The following is a 25,502-nucleotide window of genomic DNA, read 5'->3' as shown; positions in this document are numbered from 1 at the left end:
GGCGGCATCCACTTATGCGTATCGTCGAGCTGACGTAAGTGGTAACCACCCTCCACATATGAATGGAGCACATACATGGCCGTCACCCTTATCGCCCCCGAAATGACCCGGGGAGCCCGGCATCGGGCGCCCGGCCACCGCGGGATACGAGGCAATCCGTGGTGGACGTTGATCGCCGTGTCGATCGGCGTCATCATGGTGGGCCTCGACGCATCCGTGGTGGCCATCGCCAACCCGCGCATCGCCACCGACCTGCGGGCATCGCTGTCGGACCTGCAGTGGATCACCGACGCCTACATGCTCGCGCTGGCCTCGCTGCTGATCTTCGGCGGAAAACTCGGCGACCGCTTCGGGCGTCGGCAGGTGTTCTTCATCGGCGTGCTCGGTTTCGCCGCAACGTCGGTGGGGATCGGCCTAGTCGGCAGCGTCGCCGGCGTCATCGCGTTGCGCACGCTGCAGGGCGTCTTTGGTGCGCTCTTGATGCCGAGCACGCTGGCCATCGTGCGTGCCACGTTCCCGCCCGAGAAGCTCAACACCGCCGTCGGAATCTGGGGCGCCGCATCCGGTGTATCGATTGCCGCCGGACCCATCGTCGGTGGGCTGCTGGTCGAACACGTCAGTTGGCAATCGGTCTTCTACATCAATGCGCCGATCGCCGCGACCGCCTTGGTGATCGGCGGACGGGCCATCGTCGAGAGCCGCAGCGGTGGCGAACACCGTCTGGACGTTCCCGGCATCACCACATTGTCCGGTGGGCTGTTCCTGATCGTCTTCGGCCTGATCAAGGCGCAGAACTGGGGCTGGCTGGCGGGCCGCACTCTGCTGGTACTGCTCGCCGGCTTGGCCGCGGTGGCCGTGTTTGTACTGATCGAGTTGCGGACGGCTGAACCGCTGCTGCCGATGCGACTGTTCGCCAACCGGTCACTGTCGATCGGCACCGCCGTCGTCGTCATCGACTTCTTCGCGCTGTTCGGTGCGGTGTTCTTCCTGTCGCTGTACCTGCAGAACGTACAAGGCTTCTCCCCTGTCGAAACCGGTGTGCGCACACTGCCGCTGAGCGTGGCGCTGATGGTCACCGCACCGCTGTCCGGAAGGCTCACCGAGAAATTCGGTCCGCGCCCGGCGATGGTGGTCGGGTTGGCTGCCGTTGCGGCCGGGTTGTTCTCGTTGACGTTCCTGCGAGCCGATTCCGGCTATTCGGCACTGTGGCCGGCATTTGTGCTGCTGGGCGCGGGCATCGGCCTGGTGCTGACGGCCAGCGCGGACGCCATCATCGGAAACGCCAGCGTCGACGACGCCGGGGTGGCGGGCGGCCTGCAAAGCACCGCTGTGCAACTGGGCGGGGTGCTGGGCACGACGATCCTTGGCTCGGTGCTCTCCAGCCGGGTCGGTTCGGTCCTCGTCGACCAGCTCACCGGCGCCGGTACGCCCGCACCGGTGGCCGCAAAGTTGACAGCTGCCAAAGAGTTGGTGGCCCAAGGCGTTTCGCCGACGGCTCCCGGCATGTCGGCACCGCTGGCACACGCGGTGGCGCAGGGCAGCCACGGCGCGTTCATGGTCGGTCTGCATGCCTCGATGATCGTGGCCGCGGTAGCGGCCGGCATCGGCGCGCTGCTCGCCCTGTTCGTCCGCCGTGGCGAACGCGCCGACTAGCTGGCGGCGGTGTCGCGCGGCGCCGCCTTGTGTATCGGCAAATCGGGGTCCAGGTCGATGCCGAGCAGTTCGGCGGTGCCGCTGATGACGCCCATCATGATCGTCGTCAGATGCGCTACGAATTCGTCGTGCGGCATGCGCCGCGGGCTGTCGGGCTTGGGGCCCAGCCACCAGTCGGTGGCCGATTGCGCCGAACCGAACGCGGCGAACGCGGCGAGTTCGATCGCGGCGGCGTCGAGGTCCATTTCCCGCATCTCGTTGTTGAACATCTCGGCCATCGCCAACGTGATGCCGCGGCCCTCGTTCAGAGCGCGCATCGTGGACTCGGACCGCTCCGGGAAGCGACCCTGGATGAAAAACCGCAGCACGTTGGGATGCTGCTCGACGAGGTTGACGTACTCCTCGACGCTGCGCCGGATGATGTCGCGGGCCGAGCTGGTGGCGAAGTCGACCGATGGAAAGACCGCCGCCCACAACATGTCGCGCAGACGTTCCCCGATCGCCTGGAACAGATCAGACTTGTCGTGGAAGTGTCGGTAGATCTTGGGTTTGGCGGTGCCGGCCTCTTCGGCGATCTCGCGGACGCTGAGATCCGGTCCTAGCCGGTCGATGGCGCGGAAGGCCGCCTCGACGATTTCACCCCGAACCTTTTTGCGGTGCTCGCGCCAGCGCTCGCTGCGCGCGTCGACCTTGCCGCCCGGCTTTGCACCGGGATGGGGCCGGGGGATTCTCACCACGCCAAGCAACTTTACCTTGCTGTCGAGCGGCCACGTACGTCACACGAAATGCCGAATCGCGTGCATCAAGTGGCCACTCGACCGAAGGCGCCTACAGCATGCAGGAGACGCAGCCCTCCACCTCGGTGCCCTCCAATGCCATCTGGCGCAGCCGGATGTAGTACAGCGTCTTGATGCCCTTGCGCCAGGCGTAGATCTGCGCCTTGTTCACATCACGGGTGGTGGCGGTGTCCTTGAAGAACAACGTCAGCGAAAGCCCTTGGTCCACATGCTGAGTGGCTGCCGCGTAGGTGTCGATGATCTTCTCGTAGCCGATCTCGTAGGCGTCCTGGTAGTACTCCAGGTTCTCGTTGGTCATGTACGGCGCCGGGTAATAGACCCGGCCGATCTTGCCTTCCTTGCGGATCTCGACCCTGGACACGATCGGGTGGATCGAACTCGTCGAGTGGTTGATGTAAGAGATCGACCCGGTCGGCGGCACCGCCTGCAGGTTCTGGTTGTAGATACCGTGGGCCTGCACCGACTCCTTCAACCGCTGCCAGTCATCCTGCGTGGGGATGCGAATGCCGGCCTCGGCGAAGAGCTCACGCACCTTGGGCGTTTCCGGCTCCCACACCTGTTCGGTGTAGCGATCGAAGAACTCCCCCGACGCGTATTTGGAGTTCTCGAAGCCCTTGAAATGCGTACCGCGTTCAACCGCAAGTCGATTCGATGCGCGCAGTGCGTGATACAGCACGCAGTAGAAGTAGATGTTGGTGAAGTCGATTCCTTCGTCGGAGCCGTAGAAAATGTGTTCGCGGGCCAGGTAGCCGTGCAGGTTCATCTGGCCAAGACCGATGGCGTGCGAGTCGTTATTGCCCTGTTCGATCGAGGGTACCGAGGTGATGTGCGTCTGATCGGAGACCGCCGTCAAGGCCCGGATCGCCACTTCGATCGATTGCGCGAAGTCCGGGGAGTCCATCGTCTTGGCGATGTTCAGCGACCCCAGGTTGCACGAGATGTCTTTGCCCACCTTGGCATACGACAAGTCCTCGTTGAACAACGACGGTGTGGACACCTGCAAGATTTCCGAGCACAGGTTGGAATGGGTGATCTTGCCGTCAATCGGGTTGGCCCGGTTCACCGTGTCCTCGAACATGATGTAGGGATAACCGGACTCGAACTGCAGCTCGGCAACCGTCTGGAAGAACTCTCGCGCCTTGATCTTCGTCTTGCGGATGCGTGAGTCGTCGACCATCTCGTAGTACTTCTCGGTGACGGAGATGTCGGCAAACGGGACACCGTAGACCCGCTCGACGTCATAGGGCGAGAACAAGTACATATCCTCGTTCTTCTTGGCCAGCTCGAAGGTGATGTCAGGAATCACCACACCCAGTGACAGCGTCTTGATCCGGATCTTCTCGTCGGCGTTCTCCCGCTTGGTGTCCAGGAAGCGGTAGATGTCGGGGTGATGCGCGTGCAGATACACCGCGCCCGCGCCCTGACGGGCACCGAGCTGGTTGGCGTAGGAGAACGAGTCCTCCAACAGCTTCATGATCGGAATGACGCCCGAGCTCTGGTTCTCGATGTTCTTGATCGGCGCGCCGTGTTCGCGAATGTTGCTCAGCAGCAACGCCACTCCCCCGCCGCGCTTGGACAGCTGCAGCGCGGAGTTGATGGAGCGGCCGATCGACTCCATGTTGTCCTCGATGCGCAACAAGAAACACGAAACTGGCTCACCGCGTTGCTTTTTGCCCGAGTTGAGAAACGTCGGGGTGGCAGGCTGGAAGCGGCCCTCGATGACCTCGTCGACGAGCTGCTCGGCCAGTTTGGTGTCACCGGCGGCCAACGTCAGCGCCACCATGACCACACGGTCTTCGAAGCGCTCCAGATAGCGCTTGCCGTCGAAGGTCTTCAGTGTGTAGGAGGTGTAGTACTTGAATGCGCCCAGAAACGTGGGGAACCGGAACTTCTTGGCGTAGGCCCGATCCAGCAGCGTCTTGACGAAGTTGCGCGAATACTGGTCGAGAACCTCACGCTCGTAGTAGTTCTCGCGGATCAGGTAGTCGAGCTTCTCGTCCTGATTGTGGAAGAACACCGTGTTCTGGTTGACGTGCTGCAGGAAGAACTGATGCGCAGCTTCCCGATCCTTGTCGAACTGGATCTTGCCGTCGGCGTCGTACAGATTGAGCATCGCATTGAGGGCGTGATAATCCGTCTCGCCCGGCAACGTGTTGTGCCCGGCCGGCGTTACACGTTCTGCAATTGCGGCGGTTGGTGGCACGTGTCGTCCTTCCAAAAGTCAGCCAAACCGGCGCGGACGGCCTCTACGTCGTCCGGGGTTCCCATCAGTTCGAAGCGGTACAGGTACGGAACGCCGCACTTGCGGGAGACCACGTTGCCCGCATAGGCGAATTCAGCACCGAAGTTGTTGTTGCCCGCGGCGATGACGCCGCGGATCAACGAGCGGTTGTGTTCGTTGTTCAAGAAGGCGATGACCTGCTTGGGCACATATCCGCCGTCATTGATATCCGGAGTGGCCCGGCCACCGCCATAGGTGGGCAGCACCAGAACGTAAGGCCGGTCCACCTCGATGCGGCCGTGCAGCGGTATCCGCGTGGCCGGAATGCCCAGCTTCTGCACGAAGCGATGGGTGTTCTCCGACACGCTGGAGAAATACACCAGGCTGCACGACTGCACCGCGATCTCCCAGCCTGCTATGCGCTCAGCGCTGCGCTTGCGAGCGCCTTGATCCGGTCCGGCCGAAAGCCCGACCAGTGCTCGTTGCCGGCCACCACGACCGGGGCCTGCAGATAACCCAGTGCCATCACGTAGTCGCGCGCTTCACTGTCGATCGAGATGTCGACCTTCTCGTAAGCGATGCCCTGTTTGTCCAGCGCCTTATAGGTGGCGTTGCACTGCACACACGCCGGCTTGGTGTACACGGTGATGCTCATCGGCGATACCACTCCTCTGTGGAAGATGACGAACTTGACACGGACTGGCAACTACTGTGGTACTGCATCTGCACTGCTGGTTCAGCAGCCCGCCACGACCCGAAATTCCCGTCTTCGCCAGCTGCGTCGGCGACCCTTCGTCGAACATATCGAGTCTTGCGGCGCGGCCCGGCCGACCTGGTGAATCTGGGGTCTGTCGGTGTCCGGAACACTACACCTAGTGGCCGTCAATAAGAAGAGATACAAGATATTCTGAACAACATTCATGAAATTCCCTGGTCGTAAGCCCACTGCGACGCTCGCCGTCGGCGTGTCGTAGATCACAATCCGGCTGTTTCGGGCCGGGCGCGAACTATGCGCCCAGATCTACCACCGACCACCGACAACTACCGGCCCGAGATTCTCTCCGGCCCGCCACAGCAAACTCTCGGCGGAGCGCTAGCTCACCTCGGCGGCCAGCTTGCCCACCACATCGCGCACGTTGGAAACCAACTCGGCATGTTCGCGTGGGTGCACGCCGTTCAGCGACGCCAGCGACACCGAGAGCTTGATCGCCTCGACGACACGCGGACCGGCGATGCCGAACGACTTGCGGGTCTCGTCGTGTGCCCAGACGCCGCCGTAGCGGCCCAGCGACCCGCCGATGACGGCCAGTGGCTTGCCCTTCAACGCGCTGTTACCGAACGGCCGGGACAGCCAGTCGATCGCGTTCTTGAGCACGCCCGGCACGCTGCCGTTGTATTCCGGTGTCACCACCAACGCGGCGTCGGCCTCGGCAGCCGCGGTCCGCAAGGCTGTGACCGCAGCCGGGACGTCGTCGGCATTGTCCGCCGAATCGATGTCCTCGTTGTAGAACGGCAGTGCGCCGAGCCCGTCGAAGACGGTCACGGTGACGCCGTTGGGGGCGACCTCGGCGGCCAAATTCGCGATCTGACGGTTGACCGAGGCCGCCCGCAGACTCCCCACCAGCGCCAATACCTTGATGTCCGGCATCTTCGAATTTCCCTTCGGCTTGTCCGTGTTACATCCTCGCATGGCCCAACCGGACCGTAGTCCGCTTTATTCCGGTCGCGTTACAGTGCAATGGTGAGCGTCGTCGACCGGCGAGGTGGGCTGCCCGTGTCCACTCCCAACGAGCGTGGCGACGCCGCCCGTAACCGTGCACTGCTGCTGGACGCCGCCCGCCGGCTCATCGCCGAGCGCGGTCCCGACGCGGTCACGATGGACGACATCGCCACCGCCGCGGGGGTCGGCAAGGGCACGGTGTTCCGCCGCTTCGGCAGCCGAGCCGGATTGATGATGGTGTTGCTCGACGAGGACGAGCGATCCAGTCAGCAAGCGTTCTTGTTCGGCCCGCCACCACTGGGCCTCGATGCGCCGCCGCTGGATCGACTGGTGGCGTTCGGGCGTGAACGGCTGTGCTTTGCCCATCGCCACCACGCACTGCTGTCGGCGGCCAACCGCGATCCGCAGACCCGCTACAACGCCGCCGCGATGGTGCAACGCACCCATGTCCGGATGCTGCTGGCCTCAGGCGGCACCACCGGCGACCTGGACGTGCAAACCGATGCTCTGCTGGCCCTGCTCGACGTCGATTACGTCGAGCATCAGCTCGCTGCCCGCGGCCAGACCCTCGAAACGCTGGGTGCTAGCTGGGAAAGCTTGGCGCGCAAGCTCTGCGGGAAATGACTGCCCGCTGGATTCTGCACGTCGACCTCGACCAATTCCTGGCGTCGGTCGAACTGCGCCGCCACCCGGAGTTGGCGGGGCTGCCGGTCATCGTCGGCGGCAGCGGTGATCCGGCCGAACCGCGCAAGGTGGTCACCTGCGCCTCGTATGAAGCGCGGCAGTCCGGGGTGCACGCGGGTATGCCACTGCGCACCGCCGCCCGCCGCTGCCCGGACGCCACCTTCCTGCCATCGGATTCCGCCGCCTATGACGCCGCCTCTGACCAGGTGATGAGCGCGCTACGGGACCTGGGACACCCGGTGGAGGTGTGGGGCTGGGACGAAGCATTCGTGGGCGCCGATGTCGACGAACCCCTGGAGCTCGCCGAACAGATCCGTACCGTCATCTCGACCGAAACCGGGCTGTCCTGTTCGGTCGGCATCAGCGACAACAAGCAGCGCGCCAAGGTCGCCACCGGCTTCGCCAAGCCGGCCGGCATCTATCAGCTCACCGACGCCAACTGGATGTCGGTGATGGGTGGCCGGCCCGTCGACGCGCTCTGGGGTGTCGGGCCCAAGACCACGAAAAAGCTTGCTGCCCTGGACATCACCACCGTCTGGCAGCTGGCCCACACCGATACCGAATTGCTCACAAAGACCTTCGGATCACGAACAGGGCTGTGGTTGCTGCTGGTGGCCAACGGCGGTGGCGACGACTCGGTCAGCGCCGAGCCATGGGTGCCGCGGTCACGCAGCCACGTCGTCACGTTCCCGCGTGATCTCACCGACCGACACGAAATGGAGGCAGCGGTAACCGAATTGGCGCAGCGCGCACTCGGCGAAGTCGTCGCTCAACAGCGGATCGTTACCCGGGTGGCCGTCACCATGCGCACCGCAACTTTCTTCACTCGCACCAAGATCCGCAAGCTCGACCAACCCGGCACCGACCCCGACGTCGTCGTTGCTGCCGCGCTGCGAGTGCTGGACCTCTTCGAGCTCGATCGCCCGGTTCGCCTGCTCGGAGTGCGGTTGGAACTACAGATGCCGACCGCTTAGCCGACCATGCGTTGAGATTGCACACAGGGTTGTCGGTGAAGCCGAATCAACAGCCCTGAGCACAATCTCACCGGGAAATCGCGCTAGCGCCGCGCCACGTTTGGTCGCAATGCCTTGGTGAAGATCGCGTTGACCTGGCGCATCGCCACGCTGTATGGCCACCACGCCGCCCGCTTGAACGTATACAACGCCCAGATATCCGCCGAGGTGTAGATCAGGAAGCGGTTCTTGGCGACTCCGGCCAGGATCTTCTCGGCCGCCTTCTCCGGTGAGACGGCATGCCCGCTGAAGCGATCGATCCAGCGGCTCACATTAGGGTCTTCGCGGTCGACGCCGGCGATCTCGACGGTGTTGACCAACGGCGTTCGCACCGCCCCGGGCACCACCACCGACACCCCGATCCGGTGCCGCGCCAAGTCGAAGCGCAGCACTTCCGAGACCCCGCGCAAGCCGTACTTGCTGGCGCTGTAGGCGGCGTGCCACGGCAGCGCGACCAGTCCGGCCGCCGACGACACATTGACCAGGTGTCCGCCCCGGCCGGCGGTCATCATCGGCGGAACAAACGTCTCGATGACGTGGATCGGGCCCATCAGGTTGATCGCGACCATCTTGCTCCACTGCTCGTGGCTGAGCTGGTCGACGGTCCCCCACGCGGAGACTCCGGCGATGTTCATCAAGATGTCCATGCTCGAGTGGTTGGCGTGGATGTCTGCGGCAAAAGCGGCCACGTCGTCGTAGCTGGCGATATCCAGCACCCGGTGCTCAGGGACCTGCGCACCTAATGCGCGAGCGTCGGCAACCGTCTCCGCCAGTCCCTCGGCGTTGCGGTCGGTCAGGTAAAGCTCGGCACCCTGGGCGGCGAGCCGCAACGCGGTCGCGCGGCCGATGCCGCTGGCCGCACCGGTGAGAAAGCACCTCTTACCCGCGTAGGTCGTCTGAGCCATGGCGGTAGACAATACCGGCGCGCTAGCTCCGGCCACCCCACAACGCGGCCAGCCACAACTGCTCGAGCACCCGGATCCCACGCTGGACGTCGCGGTCGGCGCCCAGGTAGGTGGTGTCTCCGGAGAGCATCTGCGCGGTGGTGACCGCGAGCGTGCGAACGAGCGCCGGGATGTCGTCGCTGATCGGATGCGCGGTGCCGGCCGTCAACTCGTCCTCGACGATCCCGATGATCTGAGTGATCACGCCGTCGACCTGCTGGTCAAGGATCTCGCGGATCTCGGCGTCGGTGTTGCGGGCGACATTGCAGGCCGACATCACTGGATCGTTGTGCGCGTAGACAATCGCGGCGCTGCCGACCATCCGCTTGGCGAACGCCGCCGGCGTCTCGTCGGGCCCGCGCGGCGCGAAGTACTGGGTGAGCTCCTCGAGCTCCTGGGTCGCCTCGGCCAGGATCTGGGCCAGCACCGAGTATTTCGAGTCGAAGTAGAAGTAGAAACCCGACCGGGCCACGCCTGCACGGTCGCTGATCGTGCTGACCGACAGCTCGGCGAACGGCTTCTCCTCCAGCAGCTCACGCACCGCCTGCACAATCGCCTGCCGCTGCCTGTCGCCCCGCCTTGTCGGGGCCGACGCAGCTGCAGACTGATCGGCGGTCCGCCGGGCTTCCTGCTGAGTGCTCACACTTCGACCTTGCACTACACCAGGAAAAAACGAAACTTGACAGTCGTCAAGTCGGTCCAGAGGATGGATTTAAGTGACGGCGGCCACAATCGGTGAGGAGCGTCAATGGCGACCATCAGCACCCCGCACTACCTGCTCGACCAGGCCAAACGCCGGTTCACCCCGTCGTTCAACAATTTTCCCGGGATGGGCGCCGTCGAGCGGAAACTGCTGAACACCGAGTTCCCGCCGAAAAAGCTCGCCGATCCGCCGCCGGGCAGTGGCCTCAAGCCGGTCATGGGCGACGCCGGGCTGCCGATCCTTGGCCACATCATTGAGATGTTGCGGGGCGGACCCGACTATCTGATGTTCATCTACCACACCAGAGGCCCGGTCATGTTCGGCGATTCGCCGGTGCTCCCGGGGGTCGCGGCGCTGGGCCCCGACGCCGCCCAAGTCATCTACTCCAACCGCAACAAGGATTACTCGCAGCAGGGTTGGGTTCCGGTGATCGGGCCGTTCTTCCATCGCGGTCTGATGTTGCTCGACTTCGAGGAGCACATGTTCCACCGGCGGATCATGCAGGAAGCCTTCGTCCGTTCCCGCCTGGTCGGCTATGTCGAGCAGATGGACAAGGTCGTGTCCCAAGTGGTCGCCAACGATTGGGTGGTCAACGACGCGCGGTTCCTGCTCTACCCGGCGATGAAGGAGCTCACGCTCGACATCGCCTCGATGGTGTTCATGGGCCACGAACCGGGCACCGACCATGAGCTGGTCACCAAGGTGAACAAAGCCTTCACGATCACCACCCGCGCCGGCAACGCGATCATCCGCTCCAGCGTCCCCCCGTTCACGTGGTGGCGTGGCCTCAAAGCACGGCAGCTGCTGGAGAACTACTTCGCCGCCCGGGTCAAGGAGCGGCGCGGCAAGGAAGGGAACGACCTGCTGACGGTGCTGTGTGAGACCGAGGACGAGGACGGCAACAGCTTCTCCGACGAGGACATCGTCAACCACATGATCTTTTTGATGATGGCCGCCCACGACACCTCCACGTCGACGGCCACCACAATGGCCTACCACCTGGCCGCCCATCCCGAATGGCAGGACCGTTGCCGCGACGAGTCGGACCGGCTGGGCGACGGCCCGCTGGACATCGATGCGCTGGAGAAGCTCGAGACACTGGACCTGGTGATGAACGAGTCGATTCGGCTGGTGACACCGGTGCAGTGGGCGATGCGCCAGACCGTGCGCGACACCGACCTGCTGGGCTATTACCTACCGAAGGGCACCAACGTCATCGCCTATCCCGGCATGAACCACCGGCTGCCCGAGCTCTGGACGGATCCGCTCACGTTCGACCCGGACCGGTTCACCGAACCACGCAATGAGCACAAGCGGCACCACTATGCATTCACGCCATTCGGCGGCGGCGCGCACAAGTGCATCGGGATGGCGTTCGGCCGACTGGAGATCAAGACGATCCTGCACCGGCTGCTGCGGCGGTACCGGCTGGAGCTGGCTCACCCGGGATATCAGGGCAGGTGGGACTACGCCGGGATGCCCGTGCCGGTGGACGGCATGCCGATCGTGCTGCGTCCGCTGTAGCTTTCGAGCGCCGAGTGTGCGGTTTCGTACGCGACGCGCCGACGCGGGCGGATGAATTCGCACAGTCGGCCTGAACCCAGACAAACTTGACAGGTGTCAAGTTTGCCCGTCAAGATGGGGTTCAGTGACGGCTGCCACAACCGGTAAGGAGCCTCGATGGCGACCATCAGCACCCCGCGCTACCTGCTCGACCAGGCCAAGCGCCGGCTGGTTCCGACGGTGAACACCATCCCGGGGATGGGGGTGATCGAGAAGCGGCTGCTGACCGTCGACTGGAAGCAGCACAAGTTGGCCGAGCCGCCGCCCGTCAGTGGGCTGAAGCCGGTGATGGGAGATTCCGGTCTGCCGCTGCTGGGCCACATCATCGAGATGTTCCGGGAAGGCCCCGACTTCCCGCTGCACCTGTATCAGACGCGCGGCCCGGTCTTCTTCGCCGATTCACCGATCTTGCCGTCGATCGTCGCCGTCGGCCCCGACGCCACCCAGGCCATCTTCTCCAACCGCAACAAGGACTTCTCCCAAGAGGGTTGGCATCCCGTCATCGGCCCGTTCTTCAACCGGGGTCTGATGATGCTCGACTTCGACGAACACATGTACCACCGGCGCATCATGCAGGAGGCGTTCACCCGCACCCGGCTGACCGGCTACGTCGAGCACATCGACCGGGTCGCGACGGCGATCGTGCACGACTGGCCGACCAACGACGCACGCTTCCTGTTCCATCCGGCGATGAAGGAACTCACCCTCGACATCGCCTCGGTGGTCTTCATGGGCCACGAGCCGGGTACCGACCATGACCTCGTCACCAAGGTGAATCAGGCCTTCACCACCACCACCCGCGCCGGCGGGGCCATCGTCCGCACGCCCGTCCCACCCTTCAAGTGGTGGCAGGGGCTGCGCGCGCGCAAGGTGCTCGAGGACTACTTCACCGAGCGGGTCGCCGAGCGCCGCAACGCCGAGGGCACCGACATGCTGACCGTGTTGTGTCACACCGCTGACGACGACGGCAACAGCTTCAGCGACGAGGACATCGTCAACCACATGATCTTTTTGATGATGGCCGCCCACGACACCTCCACCTCGACGACCACGACGATGGCCTACAACCTGGCGGCCAACCCGGAGTGGCAGGAACGCTGCCGCGACGAGTCGGCTCGGCTGGGCGACGGCCCGCTGGACATCGAGTCGCTGGAGAAGCTGGAGACACTGGACCTGGTGATGGACGAGTCGCTGCGGCTGGTGACCCCGCTGCCGTTCAACATGCGCCGCACCGTGCGCGACACCGACCTGCTGGGCTACTACGTGCCGGCGGGCACCAATGTGGTCACCTGGCCGGGGATGAACCACTGGCTGCCCGAGCTGTGGACCGAACCGAGGAAGTTCGACCCCGAGCGGTTCGCCGAGCCGCGGGTCGAGCACAAGAAGCACCGTTACGCGTTCGCGCCGTTCGGCGGCGGGGCGCACAAGTGCATCGGGATGGTGTTCGGCCGGTTGGAGGTCAAAACCGTCATCCACCGGCTGTTGCGCCGCTACCGCCTCGAGTTGGCCCGGCCAGGCTACCAGCCGCGCTGGGACTACGGCGGCATGCCGATCCCGATGGACGGCATGCCGATCGTGCTGCGCCCGCTGTAGTCCTCGTCAGGCGGCCAGCAGTCGGTTCGCGCAGGCGATGACCGCACGTAACGCGGAGTCCGTCGCGTCGTCCGACCAGCCCATCGCCCACTCCGCATGGGCGCCGTCGCTACCCTGGATAAACGTCGCGATGGCATCGTCTGAGCGCAGTTGGTGAAAGTGCAGCGTCTCGACCGCGATGCCGCACGTGTAGAGCATCTCGGTCAGTGCGGCGACCGGGCCCGTCGCGGTGGCGGTCAGGGTCTCAATGCGGTCACCGATGCCGAGGGTGGCTTGAAAGGTGCGGGCCTGGGGCCCCAGCCGGGTCGCGGGGCGGCCGGTGTCGGCGCATTCCCAGTTGCCCAGCCGCAGCGGCCCAACGCTGGGCGCATATTCGGCGGTGAATGTGCTCCACGACATGGTGTCGGCGTCCTCCCGGAGCTCACGCGGCAGCGGAACGCCACCGAAGCGGGCCCGTGGCGGTGCGGGTGGGGCGGGCGCGGTATCTGCGCTGAGATGGATTGTCATGAGCCGGTCTTCTCTGATCTGCAGGAATGACCGACGGGTAGTAGCTTCCGACCCACAGCGGGGGTCGGTCTGGATCAGACCCCGCTGCGGGTGCTGGCTACTACGGCAAGATGTTGCACGATCGCCGAGGCTAGTCCCCCGCGGCGGGCCGGTGCAAGTTTGTTAGGCCGGGCCAGCGGCGAGGTCTTCGAGCGCCTCTTGCAGCAGACCCGTCACCGCATTGGCGATGTCGTCCAGTCCGGACTCCTTGGTCACCTCGACCATCAGCCGCGGGTCCATCGCATCGACGATCACGCTGTCGGGCGCGTCCGGGTCTCGGCGCACCACGACATTGCAGGGCAGCAGGACCCCGATCTGCCGGTAGACGTTGACCGCCTGGTGGGCGAACTGCGGGTTGCACGCGCCCAGGATCAGGTACTCCTCCATGTCCTCGCCAAGTTTGGCTTTCAGCGTCGCCTTCATGTCGATCTCGGTCAGCACGCCAAAGCCCTTCGCGGCGAGCGCTTCCCGAGTCCGGGCAACCGCGTCGTCGAATGAGGCCTGCAGGGTGGTCGATAACGAAATGGCCATAGTCGGCTCCTCTCTCGTCTTCCATTGTGCGTCGGCCGGCGATAGCCAGAACGACGGGTTGCGTCCACTCGGCCACCTTGACGGGCTGCGAGGTGTAAAACGGTGCCCATGGGCCTCCCGTGCCGTCAGCTCGCCGCGGCGGTGGCCGCCCATGCATGAGCTGTCGCTGTGCCAGGCGATCGCCGGCGCGGTCAAGCCGTATGCCGATGGCCGCCACGTCGACGTCGTCCGTGTCCGGATCGGCGCGCTTCGCCAGGTGGTTCCCGAATCGCTGTCGTTCTGCTGGACGCTTGTCCGAGATTACGAGGACATGCCCGACGCCGAATTGGAGCTCGAGTTGGTCAGCGCGGAGGTGCGTTGCCGTTCCTGCGGCCAACCCTCGACGATCACCTCGCAGTGGTGCCTGCTGTGCCCCCAGTGTGAGAGCGCTGACGTCGAGGTGCTGCGTGGCGAAGAGTTTCTGGTGACCTCGCTGGACGTTTCGTAAGGGGCTGACGATGGGCAGGTTTCATCGACACGACGACGGCACCGTGCACACGCACGACCACGACCACGACCACGACCACGACCACGGAGATCACAGCGGTTACGACACCGGCTCGCAGCGGATCGACGTCTTGGAGGCGATTTTCGCGGAGAACGACGTCCGTGCCGATTACAACCGAAACGCGTTCGGAGCCAACGGTGTTCGCGCATTGAATCTGATGAGCTCACCCGGTTCGGGGAAGACGACGGTGCTGGCCGCCACCCTCGACGAACTCGCCGGCGAGTTCGCTGTCGGAGTCATCGAAGGCGACATCGCCACCGACCTCGACGCCGCCAAGCTCGGCGGCCGAGGCGCGCAGATCTCTCTGCTCAACACCGGCAACGGGTTCGGCGGCGAATGCCACCTCGACGCCCCGATGGTCAACCGCGCCCTGCAGGGTCTCGAGCTCAGCGCGCTGGATCTGGTCATCATCGAAAACGTCGGAAACCTGGTCTGTCCGGCCGAGTTCGACGTGGGCGAGCACGCCAAAGCGATGGTCTATTCGGTCACCGAAGGCGACGACAAGCCGCAGAAGTATCCGGTGATGTTCCGCGCCGTGGACGTTGTTCTGCTCAACAAGATCGACCTGGTGCCCTATTTGGACGTCGACGTCGACTCCTATATCGCCCATGTCCGCGAGGTCAATCCGACCGCGACGGTTTTGCCGGTCAGCGCCCGCACCGGCGACGGTATGTCGGCCTGGTTCGGCTGGCTGCGACGGTTCGCGGCAGACGGCCCGACCTGACAACTCCGGGCAACTCCCGCTACATCGCGATGCGAATCGCTTGCATGACAACACACGCAAGTGATTCGCAGGAACGTCAGTCCTTGTTTCGCGCCAAGCGCCAACAGATCGATGGCACGCTTTAAGGCCGTTGAGAATCCGGAAAGTTGGACGGGTTTCCCAAATTTGCTGACAGACCGTTGACAACGCAACTAAGCGGGAGTAGATCGGAAACTAGCGCCGCGTAGGCGGGCCGACGGTCGACTCCGGCGGTGTCAGGGACCTTAGCCCGGGCCCCGGAAAGCTGCGGGATGCCAACGGAAGCAGCAGTCAAAGCGGAAGAAACATTGATCCATGTGTTGTGGATCAACGCGGGCCTCAGTTGCGACGGCGATTCGGTGGCGTTGACTGCCGCCACCCAGCCCAGCATCGAGGAGATCGCACTCGGCGCCCTGCCTGGCCTCCCCAAGATCGCCGTGCACTGGCCGCTGATCGATTTCGAATGCGGACCTAACGGCGGAGCCGACGATTTCCTCGAGTGGTTCTTCAAAGCCGACCGCGGCGAACTCGAACCGTTCGTGCTCGTCGTCGAAGGGTCGATTCCCAACGAGCAGCTCAAAGAAGAAGGATATTGGTGCGGATTCGGCAATAACCCGGCGACCGGCCAGCCGATGACCACCAGCGAGTGGCTGGACCGACTCGCGCCCAAAGCGACCGCGATTGTTGCGGCCGGCACCTGCGCCACCTACGGCGGCATCCACGCGATGGCCGGCAACCCGACCGGCGCAATGGGGGTACCCGACTACCTGGGCTGGGACTGGAAGAGCAAAGCTGGCATCCCGATTGTCTGCGTTCCAGGCTGCCCGATCCAGCCGGACAACCTATCCGAGACGCTGACGTATCTGCTTTACATGGCCACCGAGCAAGCGCCGATGATCCCGCTCGACGACGCGCTGCGGCCGGCATGGCTGTTCGGCGCGACCGTCCACGAGGGGTGCGACCGGGCCGGCTATTACGAGCAGGGCGACTTCGCCACCGAGTACGGATCACCGAAATGCATTGTGAAACTTGGCTGTTGGGGACCCGTCGTCAAGTGCAACGTGCCCAAACGCGGGTGGTTGAACGGGGTCGGCGGCTGCCCCAACGTGGGTGGGATCTGCATCGGATGCACCATGCCCGGTTTCCCGGACAAGTTCATGCCGTTCATGGACGAACCGCCGGGCGGCACGCTCTCGTCGGGCGCGTCGGGGCTGTATGGGTCTCTTATCCGCCCCCTACGGCGCATCACCGGTCGCACCCTCGATAAGGAGCCGCGCTGGCGGCATACGGGCAAAGAACTCACAACGGGCGCGCGCCGCACCTGGTAGCGCCCACCTCTAGAGAGAGTGAATTTCGATGACAACGATCATCCCCGAGCCTTCCGAAATGAAGAAAGAACCGGGCCAGCTTGTCGAAATGGCGTGGGATCCGATCACCCGGATCGTGGGCAGCCTCGGCATCTACACCAAGATCGACTTCGACAACAAAGAAGTGGTCGAATGCCACAGCACGTCGTCGATCTTTCGTGGTTACTCCATTTTCATGAAAGGCAAGGATCCGCGCGACGCGCACTTCATCACGAGCCGCATCTGCGGGATCTGCGGTGACAACCACGCCACGTGTTCCTGCTACACGCAGAACATGGCGTATGGCGTCAGACCACCGCACCTCGGTGAGTGGATCGTCAACCTCGGCGAGGCCGCAGAATACATGTTCGACCACAACATCTTTCAAGAGAATCTGGTCGGCGTGGACTTCTGCGAGAAGATGGTCTCCGAGACCAATCCCGGAGTGCTGAGCAAGGCCGAGAACACCGCTGCCCCGCACGCCGACATGCACGGATACAAAACCATCGCCGACATTATGCGCTCGCTCAACCCGTTCAGCGGGGAGTTCTACCGTGAGGCGCTGCTAGTCAGCCGGACCACGCGGGAGATGTTCTGTCTGATGGAGGGCAGGCACGTGCACCCGTCCACGCTGTACCCCGGCGGGGTGGGCACAGTTGCGACCGTTCAGCTGATGACCGACTACATGAGCCGGCTGATGCGCTACGTCGAGTTCATGAAGAAGGTCGTACCGATGCACGACGATCTGTTCGACTTCTTCTACGAGGCGATGCCCGGTTACGAGAAGGTGGGTCTGCGCCGCACCCTGCTGGGCTGCTGGGGCTCGTTCCAGGATCCCGAGTACTGCAACTTCGAATACAAGGACATGGAGCAGTGGGGCCGCAAGATGTTCGTCACGCCCGGTGTGGTCGTCGACGGCAAGCTGGTCACCACCTCGCTGGTGGACATCAACCTGGGCATCCGGATCCTTTTGGGCAGTTCGTATTACGACGACTGGACCGACCAGGAGATGTTCGTCAAGAATGACCCGTTGGGCAATCCTGTCGACCGGCGTCATCCGTGGAACCAGCACACCAACCCCCGCCCGCAGAAGCGGGAAATGGACGGCGGCAACTACAGCTGGGTGATGTCGCCCCGCTGGTTCGACGGCAAGGACCACCTTGCGCTGGACACTGGCGGCGGTCCGCTGGCTCGGTTGTGGGCGACCGCGCTGGCCGGCTTGGTCGACATCGGCTACGTCAAGTCGACGGGCCACAGTGTGCAGATCAATCTGCCCAAGACCGCGCTCAAGGGCCCGGTCGAACTGGAATGGAAGATTCCGCAATACGGGTCCAACACCATCGAGCGGGACCGGGCGCGGACCTACTTCCAGGCCTACGCAGCGGCGTCTGCGCTGCACTTCGCCGAAAAGGCGTTGGTCGAGATCCGAGCCGGCCGCACCAAGACCTGGGAAAAGTTCGACGTTCCCAAGGAGGGCATCGGCTGTGGTTTCACCGAGGCGGTACGCGGAGTCTTGAGCCACCACATGGTGATTCGAGACGGCAAGATCGCTAACTATCACCCGTATCCGCCCACCCCGTGGAACGCCAACCCGCGCGACAGCTACGGCACGCCCGGCCCCTACGAGGACGCGGTGCAGGGCCAGCCGATCTTCGAGGAGAACGATCGGGAGCACTTCAAAGGCATCGACATCATGCGCACCGTGCGCAGCTTCGACCCGTGCCTGCCCTGCGGTGTGCACATGTACCTCGGCAAGGGCAAGACACTGGAACGGCTGCACTCGCCGACCCAATCGGCTAGCGGGGAGTGATGCATGGCTGATCGCCCGGAGGAATTTGGAGGGGACGCGCAATGGCGCACGGCGGGCGATCGGATCCAGACGCTGCTGGACTCGACCTCGGCGGGCGGGGTCGCGGCACGGGAGCGCGCCGAGCAACTGGTCGGTGAGGTCGTCGAACTCTACGGCGCGGGCCTGTCGAGAATCGTGGCCATGCTCGACGATTCCGCGGCCCTGGCCCGGCTGGCCGCCGACGACCTGGTGGCCAGCCTGCTGCTGGTGCACGGCCTGCACCCGCACGACGTCCACCGGCGGGTCTCCGACGCACTGGAGCGGGTCCGTCCCTATCTGGGCTCACATGGCGGCGACGTGCACCTGGTCGACATCGTCGGCGACACAGTCCAGCTGCAATTCGCCGGCAGCTGCAAGGGTTGCCCCTCGTCGGCGGTGACCCTGGAGCTGGCCGTCGAGGACGCGATCCACTCTGCGGCACCGGAGATTTCGTCGATCGAAGTCGTGAGTGCCAAAGCCGAGGCAGCGGCTTCAGCGGTAATACCAGCCGAATCGCTACTGGCCAAGGTCCATTCGAACGGCGCCACGACCTGGCATCCGGTAGCCGATCTGGCCGACCTGTCTCCCGGTGAGGTCGGTGGCTTCGCCGTCGGCGGTAGTTCGGTGCTGGCATGTCGGATCGGCGATCAGCTATACGCCTACCGCGACCAATGCCCCGCATGCGACGGAACATTGGCCGGCGCGGAATTGCACGCGGCACTGCTGTGCTGTCCGGGCTGCCACGCGTTTTTCGACGTCGTGCACGCGGGTAGCGGATTGGACGCCGGCGCGCATCTTCAGCCGATGCCGCTACTGGTGCGCGACGGGGTGCTGTCCATCGCGGTGCCTGCCGAGCCGATGGGCGCACCGGTATGACGCGCCGGCGACGATGCAGAGCGCAGCGATGAGGAGGAGCGGCGCAAGTGACTAGCCCGTACGACGTGCTCTCCCGCGTCACCGGCAACCGGCGTGCCCCGCAGCCCGCCGGGCAACGCTGCGAAATGTGCTCCGAAGCCATCGCCGACACCCACCAGCATGTGGTGAATATGGCAGGGCGCCAACTGATGTGCGTTTGCCGGGGTTGTTATCTGCTGTTCACCGACAGCAATGCGGAGCTGCGCTACCGTGCGGTGCCGGATCGATATCTGGCCTTCCCCGAATTCGCGTTGGATCGCCGCACCTGGGAGACATTGCAGATCCCGGTCGGGCTGGCGTTCTTCTTCCGTAACTCGGCGCTGGAACGCACCGTCGCCTTCTACCCGGGACCCGCCGGCGCCTGTGAATCCGAATTGGACCTGCAGGCCTGGGGCGCCATCAGCGCCGCCGAACCCAGGGTCGGCCTGCTCGCCGACGACGTCGAGGCGCTGCTGGTGCGTGTCCCCGAAACCGGTCAACCCGCGTGCTATCTGGTGCCGATCGACGCCTGCTACGAATTCGTCGGCGGCTTACGCACGTTGTGGCGCGGCTTCGACGGTGGGCAGGAGGCCCGCGCGTTCATCGACGACTTCTTCGTGACCTTGGCCGCCCGCAGTGACGAGCGGCGATTATGACCGGGCTGTCGTTCACCGTCGTCGACATCGCCCCGGAACCGTACGCGCTGACCCCGGTGCTGACGGCCCACGTCGCGGTTTCGGCCACCGGAGACGAACCGGTGCACGCGATCGCGCTGCGCTGCCAGATCCGGATTGACCCGCTGCGGCGCGGCTACACCGACGAGGAGGCCGCCGGACTGGTCGATTTGTTCGGGCCGCGGGAACGCTGGGCGACCACCCAGCACACGTTTCTGTGGCAGCACTGCGCGGCGATGGTAGCGGGGTTCGCCGGCGCCGCCACGGTAGCGCTCCCGCTGGAGTGTACGTATGACTTCGAGGTGGTCGCCGCCAAATACCTGCACGCATTACGTGATGGTGTGCTGCCGCTGCAATTCCTGTTCAGCGGAACAGTGTTCATGGCGGGCCAGCGCGGATTCTCGGTGCAGCAGGTGCCGTGGGATTGCGAAGACCGCTACGCGATGCCGGTCTCGGTGTGGCGCGATCTGATGCGCCAGCACTACCCCACCAGTGGATGGGTACGTCTTGACCACGACACGGTGGCAGCGCTGGCCGAGTACAAGTCCGGGCGCGGGCTGCTGAGCCTCGACGAGGCAGTCACTGCTCTGCTGGACGCGACGCGCGAGGAAGTCCGATGAGCGCGAACTGGGGCCGCGCCCGCACCGTCGCCGATGCGGTGCTCTACGAAGGTTACCTGCTCTACCCGTACCGCGCGTCGTCGAGCAAGAACCAATCACGTTGGCAGTGGGGCGTTCTCGGCCCCCCCGGGGCAGCCGACGCCGGCATTGGCGAGGACGACAGCCTCTCGGCACAGTTCCTCCTCGATGGCGTCGACAGTCTCACACTGGTGGTGCGTTTCCTGCAACTGCAGCACCGCGGCGCCGAGCGTGACATCGGCAACCGGCACTACCAGTCGGTCGACGAGCTGACCACGTCTTCGGCGACATGGCTGTCCTGGGACGAGGCCGTCGAAGTCGAGTTGCCGTTCGGCCCTTTCGACATCGGCGACCGCGCTTCTTTCGGGCAGTGGACGCGGCCGGTGGAGGCGCCGTCGGGCACCGATGTCCAACCCGTCGACGGCGGCAGGCTGGTGCGCACCCGCCAGCCGGTGTGCGCGTCGTTGACCGTCAGCGTCGAGCGCGACGGCAACGTCCACCGCGTCACACTCACACTGAGCAACACCGGCGCGGCGGCGACCGACAAAACCGATGCCATCGCCCGGTCACTGATCGGTACTCACGTCATCGCTGAAGCCGTTGGCGGCGCGTTTGTTTCATTGCTGGAACCGCCCGAGCCCGCAGCGGCCGCAGCGGCTAGCTGCCGACAGCACCGCTGCTTCCCGGTGCTGGCCGGACCGCCCGGCGAATCCGATCTGCTGCTGGTGTCGCCGATCATTCTCTACGACCATCCCGAGGTCGCCGAGCAGAGTGAGGGTGCACTCTACGATTCCACCGAGATCGACGAGATCCTGACCCTGCGGGTGATGACCATGACCGCCGAGGAGAAAGCACAGGCCCGGGCCACCGATCCGCGGGCGGCCCAGCTCATCGACCGATGCGATGCAATGTCTCCCGAGGCGATGCAGCGGTTGCACGGCGTGCTGCGCGACCCGCAGCTCGGTGATCCGGACCTGATCCCGGAGATACCCGACGGCGTCCAATGGTGGGATCCCCTGGCCGACACTGCCGTTCGCCCCGACATCGACGCAGTCCTGGTCGACGGTGTCCGGGTGGCGCGCGGAAGTCGGGTCCGGCTGCACCCGTCGCGTCGCGCCGACGCACAGGATTTGTTCTTCTCCGGCAAGACCGCTCGGGTCACTTCCGTGCATGAGGACGTCGACGGCAACCAGCATGTGGGCGTGGTGGTCGAGGACGACCCGGCAGCCGACCTGCACGACTGGTACGGCCGCTATTTGTACTTCGCGCCCGACGAAGTCGAGCCGCTCGCAGCTCAACACACCAGCACAGAAAGGGATTCGACATGGAAATCGTAGGATGGGTGTTCATCGGCATCCTGGCGCTGATCGCCCTCATAGCACTGGGATTGGGGCTTCGGTCGGTCCCAGACGCTCGGCGCTACCTCAAGATTCGGCACATGTAACGTGAGTAGCTAGGTTTATGGCGTCCCGCATCCTGATCGCCGGCATCGGCAACATCTTTCTCGGCGACGACGGCTTCGGTCCCGAGGTGTTGCGTCATACGTGCGAGCGGTTTACCGGATCGGATGGGTTGCGCGCCACCGATTACGGCATCGGCGGGATGCACCTGGCCTATGACCTGCTGGAGGATTGGGACGCCCTAGTGCTCGTCGACGCGGTGCCCGACCGGGGAGCCCCCGGGACGGTGCACTTCTTCGAAGCCGAGCACGAATCGCGGGATACCCCAGTAGGTCTCGACGCGCACAGCATGGATCCGGCGACGGTGTTCGCCAGTCTGCGGGCCCTGGGCGGAGTTCCGCCACGGACTGTCGTCGTCGGATGCGAAGTCGCCGACGTCGGTGAGGGGATCGGCCTGTCCGACCCGGTTCTGGCGGCTGTCCCCGACGCGGTGAGAGCGGTCGAATCAGCGGTGGCGATGTTGCGCGCCGAGGCGGAGCTACGGGAGGTTTGACTGATGTGTCTGGGGATTCCGGGTCAAGTCGTGCAGATGCTCGACGGCTACAGTGGCCAACTTGCGCTGGTCGACGTCGCCGGTGAGAACCGCCGGGTCAATGTCGGCATGCTGCCCGAGGAGACGTTCACCCCGGGCGACTGGGTCATCATCCACATGGGCTTTGTGGTGGAGAAGACCGACAAGGCCGGCGCCGACGCGGCGATGGCCGGTCTGGAATTGATGGGCCGCGGCCGCATCGAGCCCGACAGCCTCAGTTGACCATCCCCGGCGACGGCGTCAGCCGAAAGTACGCCTGGATAGTGGTGCCCGCCTCGGCGGCGTGGGTGCGGACGAGATCCGCGATGGTGTTCACCAGAAACAATCCACGGCCGGTGATGGCGTTGCCGGGTGGCAGGCGACGCCCGGCCAGCGGGTCGTCAAGCCGCCCACGATCGCGTGCCTGACAAACGAGATGGCCGTTGTGCTGCCAGAACGCCAGTCGGCAATGGCTTTTGGCGTGTTGCAGACTGTTGGTTGCCAGCTCGGTAACCGTCAACTGCAGGTTGGTAACGCTGTCTATCGACAGCCCCAGCCACTCCGCATAGCGGCTGGCGAAGGTACGCGCGCCGATGAGATCCGCCAGGTTTCGCACCGTATAAACGGCTGCGCCGGCATCCGTCGGTAGCGGCTGGTTGTAGCGGGCAAACGCGTCGTCCGGCCGGTATTCGGCGCTGCGATCCGTTGTTCCGTTTTCCCATAACAGCGGATGGGTTGTGCGGGCGTCGGCCAGCACATCCTCGTCTAGACGGCTGGCGTCGTACGGGCATAGCCCTGTCATGTCGTGTCCGGCAAACGCGGTATTGACCAACGCCTCATGCTGGACACAGCCGGGGTACTCGTCGTCAGTGCGGGTGGGCCACACCACTTCGCCGACCATTCGCACCGGGCGACCGGGATGCTTCTCGAGGAAGGCACCTTCCAACCCGAGGATCTGCGCCGGGTTGCGTCCGACCTCGGCTATGTCTGCCAGGGCCACCTCCGTCGACGCCTCACCCAAGGCGTCGTGCAACAACGCCAGATTATTGACGGGCACCGCGACTAATACCGGTTCTTCCATCCGTAGCCCCTCGAGTACGAAGGGCACCACTGCGTCGAGGTACTCCTGCTCGGATCGGTAGAACAGCGCCGAGTGCACCAAGCCAGTCGGCTCGGCGCGTCTCTCACGCATAATCGCCCCTTGATCGCGACGCCAGCAGCCCAACCCGACCTGATACTACGCGGCCAGCTGCGGGTTACCCGACAGCCATCGCCGTGCCCGCGCAACTCAGCAGGTCAATAACATGCACCCGGCGATCGGACCACCGCCCGCGGCGACCACCGCGACTTCCGGCCGCCGCGGCACCTGCCGGTCGCCGGCCTGACCGCGCAGTTGCAAACACGCTTCATGCAGCACCCAGTAGCCGTGCATGCGGCCCGCCGAGAGTTGGCCGCCGTAGGTGTTCAGCGGCAGCATGCCGTCGCGTGCGATCCGCTCGGCACCCTCGACGAACGGACCGGCCTCGCCGTCACCGCAGATGCCCAACGCCTCCAGCCACGCCAGCGTGAGAAAGGTGAAGCCGTCGTACAACTCGGCGAGGTCGAGATCCGACGGCGTCAGGTCGGTGCGCGACCACATCTGCGCCGCCGCGTCGCTGGATGCCATCTTCGGGTAGTCCGGGCGGTGAAACCAGCCACCGGCACCGTCGGACCCGCCGACGGCCTCCACCGCCACTGCTGGATTCGGGCAGTCGCGAGCGTAATCGGCAGCCGAGACGAGCACCGCGATCGACCCGTCGACCGGGACGTCGCAGTCCAACAACCCGAACGGTGCCGAAACCGGGCGCGCTGCAAGGTAGTCGGCCATGGTCAGCGGGTCGCGGTACACCGCAAGGGGATTCAACGCCGCGTAGCGTCGGCTGTTGATCGCCAACCAGCCCAGCTGCTCCTTGGTGGTTCCGTAGAGTTGCATGTGCCGCCGGCAATTCAATGCCAGCCAGTTCGCAGCCGAGTAAGCATGGGCGGCAATGAGTTCGACGATATCGTCCATCCCGCCGATACTGGGTTGTTCGTTCGGCGACTGCTGTGCCGACGGCGAAGAGTCCGACGTCGGCGCCGCCGGCACCGAGCCACCGATCATTTGGACTGTGCGATAGACCAGCACGTGCCTGCTCTGCTTCTCGGCAACCGCACGACACGCCGACGTGACCGGGGTCAGCAGCCCGGCAGCGCCGAAACCGGAACTATAGTCAACGGGTTCGACACCCAGCGCCGTGGCGACGTCGGGCACCGGCGTATCACCGAGGGTGGCGATGCCGTCAATGTCGGTGGCGCTCAGCCCCGCGTCAGCGATAGCCGCATGCACCGCCTCGAGGGTGAGCTCGAGCGAAGGGATGCCGGTACGGCGCCCGATTCGCGAAATCCCGACACCGGAAAAGATCGCATCCTTCTCGAAGTGTCGCATCAGAACCGTCCGTCCGCGCCGCAAGTCCAACAGAGCGTACTGTATTGCCGGTGACCGCAGAACCGAAGTCGCAGTTGCTCATCGAGCATTGCGACACATGTGTCCGTTGGGTTCATCCGCCGGCCAAGTCCTGCCCGGGCTGTGACAGCCCGCTGGTGGCCCGTCCGGTGTCGGGACGCGGCACGGTGTTCACCTTCACCGTCAACTTCCATCCGTATAACCCCGACATCCCGACTCCTTATGTGATCGCGATCGTCGAACTGGCCGAACAGCAGGGACTTCGGCTGGCCGCCAATATCGTTGACTGCGAGCCTGATTCAGTTGTATGCGGCATACCGGTCGAAGCCCGGTTCGAGGGAGCGACGCCGGTGTTCGCCCCGGTTGCCACGCATTGACCGCGAGCGTAACGCCACTGCGAGATTTCGCTGAT

The 25,502-nt window shown here is 64.6% G+C and carries 28 protein-coding genes; 17 read left to right on the top strand and 11 right to left on the bottom strand.

From position 1 onward, the window contains the following. Window positions 1-75: 75 nt before the first annotated feature. Complete coding sequence (locus tag AC5Y42_RS18590; protein ID WP_499900060.1) at window positions 76-1,653, top strand: MFS transporter; 1,578 nt, start codon at window positions 76-78, stop codon at window positions 1,651-1,653. On the opposite strand, the gene AC5Y42_RS18585 is transcribed toward AC5Y42_RS18590, so the two are convergent. From AC5Y42_RS18585 to AC5Y42_RS18565, 5 genes are all read right to left on the bottom strand, one after another. Then, complete coding sequence (locus tag AC5Y42_RS18585) at window positions 1,650-2,390, bottom strand: TetR/AcrR family transcriptional regulator (protein WP_499900059.1); 741 nt, start codon at window positions 2,388-2,390, stop codon at window positions 1,650-1,652. The two genes, AC5Y42_RS18590 and AC5Y42_RS18585, sit on opposite strands and share 4 nt — an antisense overlap. A gap of 91 nt (window positions 2,391-2,481) precedes the next feature. After that, window positions 2,482-4,653: a class 1b ribonucleoside-diphosphate reductase subunit alpha gene (nrdE, locus tag AC5Y42_RS18580; protein ID WP_499900058.1), complete on the bottom strand. Its 2,172-nt coding sequence runs from the start codon at window positions 4,651-4,653 to the stop codon at window positions 2,482-2,484. After that, a complete protein-coding gene (gene nrdI / locus AC5Y42_RS18575) occupies window positions 4,620-5,069 on the bottom strand; it encodes a class Ib ribonucleoside-diphosphate reductase assembly flavoprotein NrdI (protein WP_499885103.1) in 450 nt (149 codons plus the stop codon). Before nrdI ends, nrdE begins: the two co-directional genes overlap by 34 nt. 17 nt (window positions 5,070-5,086) lie before the next feature. Beyond that, window positions 5,087-5,326: a glutaredoxin-like protein NrdH gene (gene nrdH / locus AC5Y42_RS18570; RefSeq protein ID WP_499885102.1), complete on the bottom strand. Its 240-nt coding sequence runs from the start codon at window positions 5,324-5,326 to the stop codon at window positions 5,087-5,089. Between the two features lie 438 nt (window positions 5,327-5,764). Beyond that, entirely contained in the window at window positions 5,765-6,319 is a 555-nt protein-coding gene (locus AC5Y42_RS18565) for an NAD(P)H-dependent oxidoreductase (protein WP_499900057.1), read from the bottom strand. 90 nt (window positions 6,320-6,409) lie between these two features. Between AC5Y42_RS18565 and AC5Y42_RS18560 the strand changes: the two genes are divergently transcribed. Together AC5Y42_RS18560 and AC5Y42_RS18555 are read left to right on the top strand one after the other, a co-directional pair. Next, complete coding sequence (locus tag AC5Y42_RS18560; protein ID WP_499900056.1) at window positions 6,410-7,015, top strand: TetR/AcrR family transcriptional regulator; 606 nt, start codon at window positions 6,410-6,412, stop codon at window positions 7,013-7,015. Then, window positions 7,012-8,049: a DNA polymerase IV gene (locus tag AC5Y42_RS18555; protein WP_499900055.1), complete on the top strand. Its 1,038-nt coding sequence runs from the start codon at window positions 7,012-7,014 to the stop codon at window positions 8,047-8,049. The genes AC5Y42_RS18560 and AC5Y42_RS18555 overlap by 4 nt, the downstream gene beginning before the upstream one ends. 83 nt (window positions 8,050-8,132) lie before the next feature. Here AC5Y42_RS18555 and AC5Y42_RS18550 read toward each other — a convergent pair whose 3' ends face one another. After that, complete coding sequence (locus AC5Y42_RS18550; protein ID WP_499900054.1) at window positions 8,133-8,993, bottom strand: SDR family oxidoreductase; 861 nt, start codon at window positions 8,991-8,993, stop codon at window positions 8,133-8,135. A gap of 22 nt (window positions 8,994-9,015) precedes the next feature. After that, entirely contained in the window at window positions 9,016-9,675 is a 660-nt protein-coding gene (locus tag AC5Y42_RS18545; protein WP_499900053.1) for a TetR/AcrR family transcriptional regulator, read from the bottom strand. A 105-nt stretch (window positions 9,676-9,780) separates the two neighbouring features. On the opposite strand from AC5Y42_RS18545, the gene AC5Y42_RS18540 reads away from it, so the two are divergent. Next, window positions 9,781-11,259 (top strand): cytochrome P450, encoded by a 1,479-nt coding sequence (locus AC5Y42_RS18540; RefSeq protein ID WP_499900052.1) that lies wholly within the window; start codon window positions 9,781-9,783, stop codon window positions 11,257-11,259. Window positions 11,260-11,415: 156 nt separating this feature from the next. Next, a complete protein-coding gene (locus AC5Y42_RS18535; RefSeq protein WP_499900051.1) occupies window positions 11,416-12,891 on the top strand; it encodes a cytochrome P450 in 1,476 nt (491 codons plus the stop codon). A gap of 6 nt (window positions 12,892-12,897) precedes the next feature. Here the strand turns inward: AC5Y42_RS18535 and AC5Y42_RS18530 are convergent, their stop codons facing one another. Together AC5Y42_RS18530 and AC5Y42_RS18525 are read right to left on the bottom strand one after the other, a co-directional pair. Further along, window positions 12,898-13,398 (bottom strand): homocitrate synthase, encoded by a 501-nt coding sequence (locus tag AC5Y42_RS18530; protein ID WP_499900050.1) that lies wholly within the window; start codon window positions 13,396-13,398, stop codon window positions 12,898-12,900. Between the two features lie 162 nt (window positions 13,399-13,560). Then, window positions 13,561-13,968 (bottom strand): DUF302 domain-containing protein, encoded by a 408-nt coding sequence (locus AC5Y42_RS18525; protein WP_499900049.1) that lies wholly within the window; start codon window positions 13,966-13,968, stop codon window positions 13,561-13,563. 151 nt (window positions 13,969-14,119) lie between these two features. Between AC5Y42_RS18525 and AC5Y42_RS18520 the strand changes: the two genes are divergently transcribed. The 11 genes from AC5Y42_RS18520 (at window position 14,120) to AC5Y42_RS18470 (ending at window position 22,851) form a co-directional block, all read left to right on the top strand. Continuing rightward, window positions 14,120-14,455 carry a hydrogenase maturation nickel metallochaperone HypA gene (locus AC5Y42_RS18520; protein WP_499885078.1) on the top strand — a complete coding sequence of 112 codons (336 nt, stop codon included), beginning with the start codon at window positions 14,120-14,122 and terminating at the stop codon, window positions 14,453-14,455. Window positions 14,456-14,465: 10 nt separating this feature from the next. Continuing rightward, a complete protein-coding gene (gene hypB / locus AC5Y42_RS18515) occupies window positions 14,466-15,239 on the top strand; it encodes a hydrogenase nickel incorporation protein HypB (RefSeq protein WP_499900048.1) in 774 nt (257 codons plus the stop codon). Between the two features lie 290 nt (window positions 15,240-15,529). Further along, entirely contained in the window at window positions 15,530-16,585 is a 1,056-nt protein-coding gene (locus tag AC5Y42_RS18510) for an NADH-quinone oxidoreductase subunit B family protein (RefSeq protein ID WP_499900047.1), read from the top strand. 28 nt (window positions 16,586-16,613) lie between these two features. Next, window positions 16,614-18,413 (top strand): nickel-dependent hydrogenase large subunit, encoded by a 1,800-nt coding sequence (locus tag AC5Y42_RS18505; protein WP_499900046.1) that lies wholly within the window; start codon window positions 16,614-16,616, stop codon window positions 18,411-18,413. Between the two features lie 3 nt (window positions 18,414-18,416). Beyond that, the gene (locus AC5Y42_RS18500; protein WP_499900045.1) at window positions 18,417-19,307 is read left to right on the top strand and encodes a NifU family protein; all 891 of its coding nucleotides are present in this window, start codon (window positions 18,417-18,419) and stop codon (window positions 19,305-19,307) included. 47 nt (window positions 19,308-19,354) lie between these two features. After that, window positions 19,355-19,981: a DUF5947 family protein gene (locus tag AC5Y42_RS18495; RefSeq protein ID WP_499900044.1), complete on the top strand. Its 627-nt coding sequence runs from the start codon at window positions 19,355-19,357 to the stop codon at window positions 19,979-19,981. After that, a complete protein-coding gene (locus AC5Y42_RS18490) occupies window positions 19,978-20,619 on the top strand; it encodes a DUF6084 family protein (protein WP_499900043.1) in 642 nt (213 codons plus the stop codon). Before AC5Y42_RS18495 ends, AC5Y42_RS18490 begins: the two co-directional genes overlap by 4 nt. Beyond that, the gene (locus tag AC5Y42_RS18485; RefSeq protein WP_499900042.1) at window positions 20,616-21,974 is read left to right on the top strand and encodes a hypothetical protein; all 1,359 of its coding nucleotides are present in this window, start codon (window positions 20,616-20,618) and stop codon (window positions 21,972-21,974) included. Before AC5Y42_RS18490 ends, AC5Y42_RS18485 begins: the two co-directional genes overlap by 4 nt. Then, window positions 21,962-22,081 (top strand): DUF6893 family small protein, encoded by a 120-nt coding sequence (locus AC5Y42_RS18480; protein WP_499900041.1) that lies wholly within the window; start codon window positions 21,962-21,964, stop codon window positions 22,079-22,081. The genes AC5Y42_RS18485 and AC5Y42_RS18480 overlap by 13 nt, the downstream gene beginning before the upstream one ends. A 17-nt stretch (window positions 22,082-22,098) precedes the next feature. Further along, on the top strand, window positions 22,099-22,590 hold the full coding sequence (locus tag AC5Y42_RS18475; RefSeq protein WP_499900040.1) for a hydrogenase maturation protease: 492 nt from the start codon (window positions 22,099-22,101) through the stop codon (window positions 22,588-22,590). A 3-nt stretch (window positions 22,591-22,593) separates the two neighbouring features. Then, complete coding sequence (locus AC5Y42_RS18470; RefSeq protein WP_499900039.1) at window positions 22,594-22,851, top strand: HypC/HybG/HupF family hydrogenase formation chaperone; 258 nt, start codon at window positions 22,594-22,596, stop codon at window positions 22,849-22,851. Here AC5Y42_RS18470 and AC5Y42_RS18465 read toward each other — a convergent pair. Beyond that, complete coding sequence (locus AC5Y42_RS18465) at window positions 22,844-23,800, bottom strand: anti-sigma factor RsbA family regulatory protein (RefSeq protein WP_499900038.1); 957 nt, start codon at window positions 23,798-23,800, stop codon at window positions 22,844-22,846. The genes AC5Y42_RS18470 and AC5Y42_RS18465 overlap by 8 nt on opposite strands. Window positions 23,801-23,896: 96 nt before the next feature. Next, complete coding sequence (locus AC5Y42_RS18460) at window positions 23,897-25,072, bottom strand: thiolase family protein (protein WP_499900037.1); 1,176 nt, start codon at window positions 25,070-25,072, stop codon at window positions 23,897-23,899. Window positions 25,073-25,122: 50 nt separating this feature from the next. Between AC5Y42_RS18460 and AC5Y42_RS18455 the strand changes: the two genes are divergently transcribed. Next, the gene (locus tag AC5Y42_RS18455; RefSeq protein ID WP_499900036.1) at window positions 25,123-25,467 is read left to right on the top strand and encodes a Zn-ribbon domain-containing OB-fold protein; all 345 of its coding nucleotides are present in this window, start codon (window positions 25,123-25,125) and stop codon (window positions 25,465-25,467) included. Window positions 25,468-25,502 lie beyond the last annotated feature (35 nt).

The organism is Mycobacterium sp. NGS48 (genome assembly GCF_059812585.1).
The sequence above is the reverse complement of the archived record's forward strand: the minus strand, read 5'-3'. Positions and strand labels throughout refer to the sequence as shown.

Coding starts and splice junctions, on each gene's coding strand:
- AC5Y42_RS18480 (WP_499900041.1), top strand. CDS start 21,962: ATGGAAATCGTAGGATGGGTGTTCATCGGCATCCTGGCGCTGATCGCC.
- AC5Y42_RS18465 (WP_499900038.1), bottom strand. CDS start 23,800: ATGCGTGAGAGACGCGCCGAGCCGACTGGCTTGGTGCACTCGGCGCTG.
- AC5Y42_RS18520 (WP_499885078.1), top strand. CDS start 14,120: ATGCATGAGCTGTCGCTGTGCCAGGCGATCGCCGGCGCGGTCAAGCCG.
- AC5Y42_RS18565 (WP_499900057.1), bottom strand. CDS start 6,319: ATGCCGGACATCAAGGTATTGGCGCTGGTGGGGAGTCTGCGGGCGGCC.
- AC5Y42_RS18535 (WP_499900051.1), top strand. CDS start 11,416: ATGGCGACCATCAGCACCCCGCGCTACCTGCTCGACCAGGCCAAGCGC.
- AC5Y42_RS18550 (WP_499900054.1), bottom strand. CDS start 8,993: ATGGCTCAGACGACCTACGCGGGTAAGAGGTGCTTTCTCACCGGTGCG.
- AC5Y42_RS18500 (WP_499900045.1), top strand. CDS start 18,417: ATGGCTGATCGCCCGGAGGAATTTGGAGGGGACGCGCAATGGCGCACG.
- AC5Y42_RS18510 (WP_499900047.1), top strand. CDS start 15,530: ATGCCAACGGAAGCAGCAGTCAAAGCGGAAGAAACATTGATCCATGTG.
- AC5Y42_RS18475 (WP_499900040.1), top strand. CDS start 22,099: ATGGCGTCCCGCATCCTGATCGCCGGCATCGGCAACATCTTTCTCGGC.
- AC5Y42_RS18460 (WP_499900037.1), bottom strand. CDS start 25,072: ATGCGACACTTCGAGAAGGATGCGATCTTTTCCGGTGTCGGGATTTCG.
- AC5Y42_RS18590 (WP_499900060.1), top strand. CDS start 76: ATGGCCGTCACCCTTATCGCCCCCGAAATGACCCGGGGAGCCCGGCAT.
- AC5Y42_RS18470 (WP_499900039.1), top strand. CDS start 22,594: ATGTGTCTGGGGATTCCGGGTCAAGTCGTGCAGATGCTCGACGGCTAC.
- AC5Y42_RS18555 (WP_499900055.1), top strand. CDS start 7,012: ATGACTGCCCGCTGGATTCTGCACGTCGACCTCGACCAATTCCTGGCG.
- AC5Y42_RS18560 (WP_499900056.1), top strand. CDS start 6,410: ATGGTGAGCGTCGTCGACCGGCGAGGTGGGCTGCCCGTGTCCACTCCC.
- AC5Y42_RS18490 (WP_499900043.1), top strand. CDS start 19,978: ATGACCGGGCTGTCGTTCACCGTCGTCGACATCGCCCCGGAACCGTAC.
- AC5Y42_RS18540 (WP_499900052.1), top strand. CDS start 9,781: ATGGCGACCATCAGCACCCCGCACTACCTGCTCGACCAGGCCAAACGC.
- AC5Y42_RS18505 (WP_499900046.1), top strand. CDS start 16,614: ATGACAACGATCATCCCCGAGCCTTCCGAAATGAAGAAAGAACCGGGC.
- nrdH (WP_499885102.1), bottom strand. CDS start 5,326: ATGAGCATCACCGTGTACACCAAGCCGGCGTGTGTGCAGTGCAACGCC.
- AC5Y42_RS18530 (WP_499900050.1), bottom strand. CDS start 13,398: ATGACAATCCATCTCAGCGCAGATACCGCGCCCGCCCCACCCGCACCG.
- AC5Y42_RS18525 (WP_499900049.1), bottom strand. CDS start 13,968: ATGGCCATTTCGTTATCGACCACCCTGCAGGCCTCATTCGACGACGCG.
- AC5Y42_RS18485 (WP_499900042.1), top strand. CDS start 20,616: ATGAGCGCGAACTGGGGCCGCGCCCGCACCGTCGCCGATGCGGTGCTC.
- hypB (WP_499900048.1), top strand. CDS start 14,466: ATGGGCAGGTTTCATCGACACGACGACGGCACCGTGCACACGCACGAC.